10 protein-coding genes are annotated in these 11,948 nt (G+C 70.3%); 5 read left to right on the top strand and 5 right to left on the bottom strand.

From position 1 onward, the window contains the following. A partial coding sequence (dnaE, locus tag ACIBLA_RS11745) for a DNA polymerase III subunit alpha (protein ID WP_363245897.1) occupies window positions 1–2,723 on the top strand: 2,723 nt, incomplete at its 5' end. 138 nt (window positions 2,724–2,861) lie between these two features. Here the strand turns inward: dnaE and ACIBLA_RS11740 are convergent. Next, window positions 2,862–3,041: a hypothetical protein gene (locus ACIBLA_RS11740; RefSeq protein ID WP_363245896.1), complete on the bottom strand. Its 180-nt coding sequence runs from the start codon at window positions 3,039–3,041 to the stop codon at window positions 2,862–2,864. Between the two features lie 236 nt (window positions 3,042–3,277). Here ACIBLA_RS11740 and ACIBLA_RS11735 point away from each other — a divergent pair, with 236 nt between their 5' ends. From ACIBLA_RS11735 to ACIBLA_RS11720, 4 genes are all read left to right on the top strand, one after another. Beyond that, window positions 3,278–4,594: an NYN domain-containing protein gene (locus ACIBLA_RS11735; RefSeq protein WP_399198465.1), complete on the top strand. Its 1,317-nt coding sequence runs from the start codon at window positions 3,278–3,280 to the stop codon at window positions 4,592–4,594. Between the two features lie 66 nt (window positions 4,595–4,660). Next, window positions 4,661–5,632: an ABC transporter ATP-binding protein gene (locus ACIBLA_RS11730; protein WP_399198474.1), complete on the top strand. Its 972-nt coding sequence runs from the start codon at window positions 4,661–4,663 to the stop codon at window positions 5,630–5,632. Between the two features lie 409 nt (window positions 5,633–6,041). Beyond that, window positions 6,042–6,902 carry an ABC transporter permease gene (locus tag ACIBLA_RS11725; protein ID WP_399198464.1) on the top strand — a complete coding sequence of 287 codons (861 nt, stop codon included), beginning with the start codon at window positions 6,042–6,044 and terminating at the stop codon, window positions 6,900–6,902. A gap of 34 nt (window positions 6,903–6,936) precedes the next feature. Beyond that, window positions 6,937–7,644, top strand: a complete 708-nt coding sequence (locus ACIBLA_RS11720; protein WP_399198463.1) for an ABC transporter permease — start codon at window positions 6,937–6,939, stop codon at window positions 7,642–7,644. Between the two features lie 23 nt (window positions 7,645–7,667). Here the strand turns inward: ACIBLA_RS11720 and ybaK are convergent, their stop codons facing one another. The 4 genes from ybaK to ACIBLA_RS11700 all read right to left on the bottom strand — a co-directional run bounded on the left by ybaK (window position 7,668) and on the right by ACIBLA_RS11700 (window position 11,693). Further along, a complete protein-coding gene (gene ybaK, locus ACIBLA_RS11715) occupies window positions 7,668–8,177 on the bottom strand; it encodes a Cys-tRNA(Pro) deacylase (protein WP_363245893.1) in 510 nt (169 codons plus the stop codon). Window positions 8,178–8,194: 17 nt separating this feature from the next. Beyond that, window positions 8,195–8,935 carry an LON peptidase substrate-binding domain-containing protein gene (locus ACIBLA_RS11710; RefSeq protein ID WP_399198462.1) on the bottom strand — a complete coding sequence of 247 codons (741 nt, stop codon included), beginning with the start codon at window positions 8,933–8,935 and terminating at the stop codon, window positions 8,195–8,197. A gap of 5 nt (window positions 8,936–8,940) precedes the next feature. Continuing rightward, complete coding sequence (locus tag ACIBLA_RS11705; RefSeq protein WP_399198461.1) at window positions 8,941–9,969, bottom strand: hypothetical protein; 1,029 nt, start codon at window positions 9,967–9,969, stop codon at window positions 8,941–8,943. 113 nt (window positions 9,970–10,082) lie between these two features. After that, complete coding sequence (locus ACIBLA_RS11700; protein ID WP_363245890.1) at window positions 10,083–11,693, bottom strand: oxidoreductase; 1,611 nt, start codon at window positions 11,691–11,693, stop codon at window positions 10,083–10,085. Window positions 11,694–11,948: the final 255 nt, after the last annotated feature.

The raw sequence follows: 11,948 nt of genomic DNA, 5'->3' as shown, positions 1-11,948 counted from the left end.
CGTGGCAGGAGGGGTGCGCGAACACCCTTCTGGTGGCGGAACAGATCGATACGGAGGGCTGGTTCCAGGAGCGGAACCTGATGCCGAAGTTCGACATCCCCGACGGCTTCACCGAAGTCACCTGGTTCCGCGAGGAGACCATGCGGGGAATGGCCAGGCGTTTCCCGAACGGCATCCCGGAAGACCGTCTCAAGCAGGTCGAGTACGAGATGGGCATCATCATCGACATGGGGTTTCCGGGATACTTCCTGGTCGTCGCGGACTTCATCATGTGGGCCAAGAACAACGGCATCGCCGTCGGCCCCGGCCGAGGCTCCGCGGCCGGCTCGATCGTCTCGTACGCGATGGGCATCACCGACCTCGACCCGATCGAACACGGCCTGATCTTCGAGCGGTTCCTCAATCCCGAGCGCATCTCCATGCCGGACGTCGACATCGACTTCGACGAGCGTCGGCGCGGTGAGGTCATCCGGTATGTGACGGAGAAGTACGGCGCCGACAAGGTCGCCATGATCGGCACCTACGGCAAGATCAAGGCGAAGAACGCCATCAAGGACTCGGCGCGCGTGCTGGGTTACCCGTACGCGATGGGTGACCGGCTCACCAAGGCGATGCCGGCGGACGTCCTCGGCAAGGGCATCGACCTCAACGGCATCACCGACCCCAAGCACCCGCGCTACAGCGAGGCGGGCGAGATCCGGGGGATGTACGAGAACGAAGCCGATGTGAAGAAGGTCATCGACACCGCGAAGGGTGTCGAGGGCCTGGTGCGGCAGATGGGTGTGCACGCGGCCGGCGTGATCATGTCCAGCGAGACGATCACCGACCATGTCCCGGTCTGGGTCAGGCACACCGACGGCGTCACCATCACGCAGTGGGACTACCCGCAGTGCGAGTCGCTCGGCCTGCTGAAGATGGACTTCCTGGGTCTGCGAAATCTGACCATCATGGACGACGCCGTCAAGATGGTGAAGGCCAATAAGGGCGTCGATCTCGATCTGCTGTCCCTGCCGTTGGACGACCCCAAGACGTACGAACTGCTCTGCCGGGGTGACACGCTCGGCGTCTTCCAGTTCGACGGCGGCCCGATGCGCTCGCTGCTGCGGCTGATGAAGCCCGACAACTTCGAGGACATTTCCGCCGTGTCGGCCCTGTACCGGCCGGGCCCTATGGGCATGAACTCGCACACGAACTACGCGCTGCGCAAGAACGGGCAGCAGGAGATCACCCCGATCCATCCGCAGTTGGAGGACCCGCTCAAGGAAGTCCTCGGTCTCACCTACGGCCTGATCGTGTATCAGGAGCAGGTGCAGAAGGCCGCGCAGATCATCGCCGGTTACTCGCTCGGCGAGGCCGACATCCTCCGACGGGTGATGGGCAAGAAGAAGCCCGAGGAACTGGCCAAGAATTTCGTCCTGTTCCAGGCCGGTGCCAAGAAGAACAACTTCTCGGACGAGGCCATCCAGGCGCTGTGGGACGTGCTGGTGCCGTTCGCGGGTTACGCGTTCAACAAGGCGCACTCCTCCGCGTACGGGCTCGTCACCTACTGGACCGCGTATCTCAAGGCGAATTACCCCGCCGAGTACATGGCCGCGCTGCTGACTTCGGTGAAGGACGACAAGGACAAGTCGGCGGTCTATCTCAACGAGTGCCGGCGGATGGGCATCAAGGTGCTGCCGCCGAACGTGAACGAGTCGGTGGCGAATTTCGCCGCGCAGGGCGACGACGTGATTCTCTTCGGACTGACGGCCGTCCGGAACGTCGGTACGAACGTGGTCGATTCGATCATCCGGTCACGCAAGGCGAAGGGGAAGTACGCCACCTTCCCCGACTTCCTCGACAAGGTGGAGGCGGTCGTCTGCAACAAGCGCACCGTCGAATCCCTCATCAAGGCGGGCGCCTTCGACGAGATGGGGCACACCCGCAAGGGCCTCGTCGCGCACCACGAGCCGATGATCGACAACGTGGTGCAGGTCAAACGCAAGGAGGCGGAGGGGCAGTTCGACCTCTTCGGCGGCATGGGCGACAGCGACGACGAGTCCTCCGAGCCGGGCTTCGGGCTGGACGTGGAATTCTCCGACGTGGAGTGGGACAAGTCGTATCTGCTCGCGCAGGAACGGGAAATGCTCGGGCTCTACGTCTCCGACCACCCCCTCTTCGGTATCGAGCATGTGCTGTCCGACAAGTCCGACGCGGCCATCTCGCAGCTCACCGGCGGTGAGCACTCGGACGGCGCGGTGGTCACGATCGGCGGCATCATCTCCGGGCTCCAACGGAAGATGACCAAGCAGGGCAACGCGTGGGCGATCGCCACCGTGGAGGATCTGGCGGGCTCGATCGAGTGCATGTTCTTCCCCGCGACGTATCAGCTGGTCTCCACCCAACTGGTCGAGGACACCGTCGTCTTCGTCAAGGGCCGCCTCGACAAACGCGAGGACATCCCGCGTCTCGTCGCGATGGAGCTCCAGGTTCCCGACCTGTCGTCCGCCGGGACGAACGCGCCCGTCACCATCACCATCCCCACCGTGAAGCTCACCCCGCCCATGGTCAGCAGGCTCGGCGAGATCCTGAGCCACCACCGGGGCAACTCCGAGGTGCGGATCAAACTTCAGGGCGCGCGCAAGACCACCGTCCTCAGGCTCGACCGGCACCGGGTGCAGCCCGACCCGGCGCTCTTCGGCGACTTGAAGGTGCTGCTCGGGCCGTCCTGCCTGGCGGGATAGGCGCAGACGTACGCGCACGTCGACCTACCCGCACGTCGACCTACCCGCACGTAGAGGTTCCGTACGTGGAGGGGCACGCCCGGAGGATCCGGGCGTGCCCCTCTCGTCATCTGCGGCTCGTCATCACGGCCGACCGCGTCAGTTGTGGCCGAAACGCTTCTCGCGGCCCTTGTGGGGGACCTCGGAGGGAGTGACCCGCTCCTGTATCTGCTCGGCCCTGGTCTCCGACGAGGAGGACGAGGACTGCTCGCCGCCACGCTCGGTGGTGGAACGGTCCTGGTGCTGCTTGTTGCGGTCACGGTTCTTGTTCTTGGCCATGGTGCTGCCTCCTGAAGGATGTTGGTGCCAGGGCCGCGATCAGATTCACATATGCCGCTAACTCCCGCATTTTGGATCATTGCTGTATGTAACTGACCAAAGTTCCGGCGTCCGTAGGGGTAGCCGGGAGGGATACGCCACGCCGATGATCCAGTTCCGGCCGTTAAGCCAGTTGCGGTCGGGCAGACTCGAAGGAAACCCGTAGTAACTCCCGATCCCGACGTCCCCGAAAGAGGGTGGAACACGTGGACCGCTGCGTCGTCCTGGTGGACGCCGGTTATCTGCTGGGCGCCGCCGCGAGCCTCCTCGCCGGAGAACCGGCCCGCTCCCGCATCACCGTCGACCACGCCGCCCTCATCCAGGCCCTGCGTGAGCGTGCCGAGGCCGATACGGAGCAGCCACTGCTCCGTATCTACTGGTTCGACGGCGCCCCCGACCGCGTACCGCAGCCCGAACACCGGCGCCTGCGCGTCATGTCACGTGTCACCGTCCGGCTCGGCGCGCTGACCCGTAGTGACGGTCGCTGGGCGCAGAAGGGCGTCGACGCGGCGATGCACGCCGAACTCACGGAGTTGGCCAGAAACCGGGCCTGCTCGGACGTGGTGCTGGTGACCGGGGACGGTGACCTGCTGCCCGGACTGATGTCCGCCAAGGAACACGGCGTCGCCGTGCACCTGTGGGCGGTGCAGGCGGCGGACGGCGACTACAACCAGTCCGAGGACCTGGTGGCCGAGGCGGACGAACGCCGGGTGCTCGACCGGACCTGGATCACCAAGGCCGTACGCGCCAAGGACTTCGGCGGCATCTGCGCCCCGCCGCCCGCGCCCCGCCCCGAGATCGCCGCCATCCTCTCCGCGCCGCTGCCCGAGTCGGCGCTCGCCGCTTCCGCCGAACGGGCGGCAGAGGCAGAGGTGCAGGCGCAGGTGCAGGCGCAGGCCGCTTCCGCGCGCAACGGCACGGCGCCGCCGGCGCCGGAGCACGCGCCGGGCCACGCGCCGGCGCACGAGAACGGCCCCGAGGCCGCGCAGCCGGTGCCCCCGGGCGGCAGGGGCGTCCCCACCCCCAAGGACCTGGCCGCCCTGCGTACGTCCGGATCGCATGCCGCGCCGCCCCCGCCCGCGAACGCCACGCTCCGCTGGTCCTCGGACCGGGGCTGGGTCGAGCGCACGGGCGGCGGGGGTCAGCTCGGGGAGTCGCCCGAGACCGCGTCGCTGCCCACGCTCGCGCAGCTCACCAGCGCCGAGCAGCGCTGGGCCGACCGCGAGGAGGACATCACGACGGTCGGCGGGGACCCCTTCGAGGTGGGCCAGGTGTTCGCCCGCCGGTGGATGGAACGGCTGCCGGAGGCGAGCCATGTGCAGAAGCTGTCCACGATGTATCCGCGGATCCCGCACCGTATCGACGGCGAGGTACTGAGATACGCGGCCCGCTTCGGGCTGCTGGCGCACAAGGACGACCAGATCGACGAGCACGACCGGTACGCGATCAGAGCCGGGTTCTGGCGCGAGATCGACGTACGGGCGGCGGCGGACCACCCGCCCACGGCGGAGTAGCGGGCGAAAGGCCCCCGGGCGAATTGCGGGCAGTTGGACCCCGTAGGCTCGTCCCTCGTGAGTACGGTGTGCGCGGTACGGGAGCTCGTCAAGACGTACCCCGCCGCGCGCGGGGGGCGGGGGACCCCGGCGACACCCGAGGTGCGCGCCACCGACGGCATCTCCCTGGACGTGCGGCGCGGCGAGATCTTCGGTCTGCTCGGTCCCAACGGTGCGGGCAAGTCCACCCTCGTACGCCAGCTCACCGGACTCATGCGGCCCGACTCCGGCAGCGTCGACGTCCTCGGACACGATCTGGTCCGCCACCCCGAACGCGCCTCCCGTCTCATCGGCTATCTCGGCCAGGAGTCCACCGCGCTCGACGAGTTGACCGTCGGGCTCGCGGCCGAGACCACGGGGCGGCTGCGCGGGCTCGGCCTGGGGGAGGCGCGCGCCGAGCGCGACGCCGTCCTCGCCGAACTCGGGCTCACCGAACTCGCCGGCCGCCCGCTGAAGAAGCTCTCCGGCGGCCAGCGGCGGATGGCCTGCTTCGCGGCGACGCTGGTGGGGGAGCGGCCCGTGCTCGTCCTGGACGAGCCCACCACCGGCATGGACCCGGTGGCCAGGCGCGCGGTCTGGGCGGCGGTCGACCGGCGCCGGGTCGAGCGGGGCGCGACCGTGCTGCTCGTCACCCACAACGTCATCGAGGCCGAGACGGTCCTCGACCGGGTCGCCGTGCTCGACCGGGGCAAGGTCATCGCCTGCGACACCCCGTCCGGGCTGAAGGAGCAGGTCGCCGGGGACGTACGGCTCGAACTCGTCTGGCGCGAGCGCGCCCCGCTCGACGTCCCCGAGGTCGCCGCGCTGCGTGGCTCCGCGCAGGAGTCGGGCCGCCGCTGGGTGCTGCGGCTCGCACCCGACGAGGCGCGCGCCGCCGTCGCGGCGGTGACCGGCGGAGCCGCGTTCGCGGCGCTGGACGACTTCACGCTGGCGACACCGAGCCTGGAGGACGTGTATCTGGCGCTCGGAGGGCAGGTGCAGGGGCTGGTGAAGGCGTGACGACGGCTGTGACGACGCGTGTATCGGCCTGCGCGGGTGCACGGGCGGGATGCGTGGGGATTACGGCTCCGAGGCACACCCCGGTCGCCACCGGGGGCGCGTGCGTTGTCCCCGTGCCGGCTGTGTTCGGCGGGGACGTGCCTGTCGGATGGGGTGTGCGGGCGACGGACGTCCGGATTACGGCTCCGACGGCCACCCCCCTCGCCACCGGGGGCCGCGCCGTCGTCTCCCTGCGCGTTGGCCCACTCGCCCGCCGGGGCGGGATCGCCGGGGGCACCGGGCTGAACGGGGCCGCCCCTATGGGGCGTTCAGCACGTAAACGCCGTATGACACGCTGGTCCCGGTCGGCGCCGTGCCCGACGGGCCGTGCCCGCACCCGACCGTCCGCACCGAACAGGAGCAGCGCCAGGTGAGCATCGTGCCCGCGGAGGCCGTCGCAGGGGAGAGCCGGACAGCCCCGGACACCCGTGCCGCAACCGACGGAGCCGACGGAGCCGACGGGGCTGACAAGACGCCCGCGTCGCTGGCTCCTCGCGCGCGCCTGCTGCCCTCGCTCGCCGCCGTGTACCGCGCACAGCTGTCGCGGGCCCGCGTCGCCCGTATCCCGCTTCTCTTCGTCGCCACCTTCCAGTCCGTCGGGATCATGATCCTGATGCGCGGTGTCGTCGACGGCGGCGCCGAGGCGCGCGCCGTGGTGGCAGGGTCGAGCGTGCTCGTCGTGGCCTTCGTGGCGCTCAATCTGCTCGCCCAGTACTTCGGGCAGCTGCGGGCGACCGGCGGCCTCGACCACTACGCGACGCTGCCCGTGCCGCCCGCGGCCGTGGTGCTGGGCGCGGCCGGCGCGTACGCCTCGTTCACGGTGCCGGGTACCGCCGTGACCGCGGTGACCGGCAGTCTGCTGTTCGATCTGCCGCTCACCCACCTCTGGGTGCTGGTCGCCGTCATCCCGCTCTCCGGCGCGGCCCTCGCCGGTCTCGGTGCCGCGCTGGGGCTGCTCGCGCCCCGTCAGGAGCTGGCCACGCTGCTTGGGCAGCTCGGCATGTCCGCCGCGCTGCTGCTCGGTGTGCTGCCCGCCGACCGGCTTCCGGGGCTGATCACGTACGCCCGCGATCTGCTGCCGTCCACGTACGGCGTGGAGGCTCTGGCCCGCAGCTTCGACCGGCATCCGGACTGGCCCACCGTCGCCCTCGATCTGGCGGTCTGCGCGGCCGTCGGCGTGGTGTCGCTGGCTGTGGCGACCTGGGCGTACAGGCGTGCGGCGGTCCGATGAGGCACAGCCGCGCCATGCCTGGCACGATGGCGGGGTGACAGCACCTCTGACGCCTCCCCACCAGCCGCCGAACGACGATCCCTGGCAGAAGCCGCAGGGTGCGGGAGCCACCGCGTACGTCCCCGAGGCGGCGGACGAGACCGACACGAGGACCGAGCTGAAGCAGGCCGTCGGCGTGACCCTCGCCGTGGCTCTCTCCGGTGTGCTGCTCGGACTGCTCTGGCTCTGGCTGTCGCCGAGGGTGCCGTTGATCGCGGGTGACTCGGCCGTCTTCCTGAAGGACACGGAGGGCGAGGAGGCGATCGGCGCCGACGGCACGTTCGTGCTGCTGGCCCTGGGATTCGGTGTGGTCAGTGCCGCCCTGGTCTTCTTCTTCCGCAGGCGCGGCGGTGTCCCGCTGGTGGTGGGTCTGGCGCTGGGCGGGCTGCTCGCGTCGGGGCTGGCGTGGCTGGTCGGATGGGTGCTGGGCCCGGACGACGTGGTGGCGCAGGCGCGCGCGGTGGGGCAGGGCGCGACGTTCGACGCCCCGCTGGAGCTGAACGCGCGGGGCGCGCTGCTGGCGTGGCCGGTGGCGGCGATGCTCGTACATCTGGCGCTGACGGCGCTGTTCGGCCCGCGCGACCCTGAGCCGGAGTGGGTGCCGTTCGGGGCGCCGTACCTTCCCGCAGGACCCGACAACGCGCCGACGGACGCGCCGCGGGAGACCGGGCCGCAGGAGACCGGGCCGCAGGACGGGCGCTGACGGAGCGCGCCCGGCCGACGCCGTCAGGTCCTGGCGATCGGGGCCAGCGTCGCCGACGTCAGGGAGGCCAGGTCCGAGGGGGACAGTTCCACCTCCAGGCCGCGGCGGCCCGCCGAGACGCAGACCGTCGCGTGGTCCCGCGCCGAGGCGTCGACCACCGTACGCAGCCGCTTCCGCTGGCCCAGGGGTGAGATGCCGCCGCGCACGTAGCCCGTGGTGCGCTCCGCCGCCGCCGGGTCCGCCATCGTCGCCCGCTTGCCGCCCACCGAGGCGGCCAGCGCCTTGAGGTCCAGCGAGCCGGAGACCGGGACGACCGCCACGGTCAGTTCGCCGTCGACGTCGGCGACCAGCGTCTTGAACACCCGGTCCGCTGGGACCCCCAGCGCCTCGGCGGCCTCCTCGCCGTAACTGGGCGCCGCCGGGTCGTGCTCGTACGCGTGCAGGGTGAATGCGGCCTTGGCCGCCGTCAGCGCGACCGTCGCCGGGGTGCCGCCCGCGGCCTTCTTCGCCTGCTTCTTCGACTGCTTGGTCAAGGGACCTGTTCCTCGCGTCAGTTCGGGCTCGTCGGGGCCCGTGTCAGATCCACGGCCGGCAGCGACGGCAGATGCCGGATCACCGCCGTCTCGGCCCGCAGGAGCTTCAGCTCCTCCCGCAGCCGTGTCACGGTGTCCGGTGCCTGGAGCAGCCGCTGCTTCGCCGGGGTGTCCAGGACGGCCGCCGCGGCCACCAAGTACGAGACCACGGACGGCTCGTCGGGCAGCTCGGTGCCGGTCGACAGCGACCGCTCACGCGCGCCCGCCAGCCGTTTCTGGTAGCTGCGGAACGCCCGCAGTACGCCTTCGGCGAGCGCTCCCGCGCCCTCGCCCGAGTCCTCAGCGATGTCCTCGACCTCGGCGGTCAGATAGGGCCCGCTCGGGTCGACGGAGAGCAGCCTGACCCGGCTGGTGCCGGTGGCCAGTGCCTCGAAGCTGCCGTCCGGGCGTTCGCGGATCGTGGTCGCGTCGGCGACGCAGCCCACCTGGTGGAAGGAGTTGAGCGGCTCGGTGCCGAAGCCCGCCGCGGGTCCGCGCTCCGGCAGGGACGTGGGATCGGGCATGCCGGAGGCGGTCGGCGCGACCTCGTGTCCGTCGCGGATGGCGACCACGACGAAGCGTCGCGGTTCGGACTCGTCGGTCTTGAGCAGGTCGCGCATCATGGCGCGATACAGCTCCTCGAAGATGTTCAGGGGCATGACGAGGCCCGGGAACAACACCGCGTTCAGCGGGAAGAGAGGGAGATGTGCGGTGGTCACAACGCTCAAGCGTAATGGCCGCGCGGGCGCCTTCTGTCGGTTCGGTTCCACAAGGGCATCCCGGAGGCCACCTGGAGGCGTACGCCGTCCCGTGTCTCCAGAAACTGGCCCAGCGGATCGTCGGTCAGCGCCGTCCACGGAAAGGACGTCGCGTACGGGCCGATCAGCCGGAACTGTTCCAGTGCCTCGTCCCACCGGTGCCGTACGACCAGCACGTACGCCAGCAGATTCCGCACCTCCGCCGGCCAGGGGTCGCCCGTCGCGTACACGGAGGAGAGCGCGATCGCCTCGTCGCAGGCCGCGTCGATCCGGTCCGTCGTCACGGAGACGAGGTCGCCGCTCACCAGCCTGCTGAAGGCGGCCCGCATCGGAAGCGCCTTCACGAGCGAGCCCGGCAGCGCGTCCCCGGCGGCCTGTTCGGCGAAGTCGAAGCACTCCTGGTGCGAGCCGTGCCACTGGGCGGAGAGGTACTGGAGGGCCGCGACATGGCATCCGTAGTGGTGCGAGGAGCGGCGCACCGCCTCGCCCCACAGCGTCTCGAAGGCCTGGTGGCCCGCGTGTGTGCCGCGCGCGTGGTCCAGGGCGATCCGCCACGGCACCGGGTCGCGCGGGTCGCCCTCGGCCGCGGCGCCGATCAGCGGGCCCATGTCGCGCAGCAGTTCGGCGCGGGCCGGGGACTCCCAGGCCCTGCGCACGGCGAGTTCGGCCTTGACGACCAGTGCGTCCGGATCGTGCGGGGACGCGGCGAGCCAGTGGCCCAGCCAGGCGTCGCGGTGGTGGGCGAAGGCGGCGAGCCGTATGACGTAGCGGTCGCGGTTCTCCCATTCGGCTGATTCGCGTGTGGTCGCCAGCAGCTTCGCCGCCTGCTCGTACTCGCCGAGGGCGGCCGAGACGAGCGCCGGGGCGAGCCGGTCGTCGGGGGCGTCGAGCAGTACCGCATCGTCCGGGGGAAGTCCGTCGGCGAGCCGCGGGGTGTGCCGGAGCATGCGCGCGGTACTGATCAGTGCGCGAATCAATGCCATGGTGCGGACCATTGAAAACCGCAGGTCGCAGGGGCGCCAGAGGGCATATGTGAAGCTTTGGTGGTGGGTGAAAGGTTGTCTCCGGGTCGGTCAAGGGAAGGCAAAGAAAGCGGGTGGGTGCCGGGTCAGCCGCGACGCAGGAGACGTGAGGCGCCCGCTGCGACAGTCGTGGCGAGGATCCATCCCAGCAGGACGATCGCTGCCGACAACCACTGCCAGCCGCCCTCCGGCCGCCAGTGCCCGTCCTGGCCGAGATTGATCACCGGCACCAGCAGATCCAGCACATAAAGGGACGGATTCCACGCCGGGTGCTCCTCGCCCTTGAGCGGCTCCGGAGCATGCCGCGCGAAAGCGACCGTGCCGCCCGCCCACAGCATCGCCATCCACAGCGCGGCCCGGCCCGGCCGGTAGCCGTACGCCACCGTCCAGTCCTGGACATAGCCCCACAACTTCGCCGCCAACGGCAGCGTCTCGCGCCGTCGGCGCTGCTTGGCCAGCAGCACCTCGCGGGCGTCGGCGTCCTCGCCGCTGTTGCGCATCACCTGCGCCAGACGTTCGTACGGCTCCGGCGAATACTCCGGGGTCGCCGAACTCAGCCACTCCAGCCGCCGGTTGAGCGGGAAATGGCCGGACGGCACCACGTTCTCGTAGCCGAAGCCGCCCATGGCCAGACCGCCGGGGCCCGGCCAACTCGTGGACAGATCCATCAGCGTGGTGATCTTCGCGCCGCTCAGCACGACCCGGCCCTCCAGCGGGCGCTCGCACTGGAAGCGCAGCTCCGTCGCGGTGATCCGGCGCAGCGACAGTTCCTCGCCGGGCGCCATCAGGAAACGCGCCTGGTGGAAGTCGACCGTGTCGCCGAACCGCCCGTCGTCCAGCCGGACCCCGCCGTAGCACTCGAAGCGCTGGATCTCGGTGCCCGGCGGCAGCGTCGCGGTGTTTCCGGTGTAGACGGTGCCGTACGGCGGCGTGGAGTTGGCGTTGCCCGTCGCGATGCTCACGACGGCGCCCGTCATATAGAGCGAGCGCTCCACCGTCAGCTGCGGCGCGTTGAGCGCGCGGCGCTGGCCCGCCGCGCGCAGCCGGCTGCCGCGCAGCATGAGCGAGCCCCCGACCTTCGAGCCGCGCAGGCTGAACTCGCCGTGCGTCTCGATCTGTTCGGCCTGCAGATCCTGCCCCACCGACATCCCGTCGGCGGCTATCGACCGGCTGTTGCTGTCGGGCCGGACGGATATCTGGCTGAGCAGCAGGTCCGTGCCGATCTGCGCGTCGGTCAGCCGGATACCGCGCGCGACCTGGCAGCGCGGCAGATGCAGATCGCCCTCGGTGCGCAGCCGGGCCGCCTCCAGGCGCGGGAGCACGCAGCCCACCAGCCGCAGGGTGGTGAAGTGGCACTCCGGAAGCACCACCTCACGCTCGAAGCGGCAGTACGTCAGCTCCACGTACGGCTCGACATTGCCGCCCGCGAGATCCAGCGACCCGCTGATGTACGCCCCGCGCAGCTTGAGGGCGGCGACCCGGCCGGGCCGCGCCGAGGGGCCGCTGAGCAGCAGCAGCGCGACCACGCGGGCGCGCACGCTGCGGTGCTCGCCCCAGGGGCCGGCCTCGGCCGGGTCGTTGAGCAGTGGACTCGGCACGCTCAAGTCGTAGGTGCTGCCGTTCCGGAATGCCTGCCACATGCCGAGTTCTGTGGCGGAGAGCCAGTCCGGAGCTTCGTCGTTGTGCGGCTCGGACACTGCCGCGCCTCGCTTCCCCGTTTGCCGTGCCTGTCGCTGTGCGTCGTCGTGCCTGTCGTGTGTTCGCCGCCGTTGTCCGTCGCTGTGTGACTCCCGAGCAGCCGTCGCCGGGCGGGGCTGCTGTTGTGGGCCGTACGAATGTTCTTCCCTCTGAGTGACCGAATGAACGCCAATCGTCAACGTTAGTAGCCGTGAGTGACATTCAGGGCTCATATCAGCCAGTGATACGGGCGACCGTCGGCGAGATCCGGTCTG

Origin of the sequence: Streptomyces sp. NPDC050433 (assembly GCF_044458565.1) — a bacterium.
Classification (GTDB): Bacteria; Actinomycetota; Actinomycetes; order Streptomycetales; family Streptomycetaceae; genus Streptomyces.
Note: the sequence above shows the minus strand (reverse complement) of the source record. Positions and strands in the feature narration are given on the sequence as shown.

Bases quoted from the DNA above. Each gene is read 5' to 3' on its own strand.
- ACIBLA_RS11740 (WP_363245896.1), bottom strand. From the start codon at position 3,041: ATGGCCAAGAACAAGAACCGTGACCGCAACAAGCAGCACCAGGACCGT.
- ACIBLA_RS11705 (WP_399198461.1), bottom strand. From the start codon at position 9,969: ATGGTCCGCACCATGGCATTGATTCGCGCACTGATCAGTACCGCGCGC.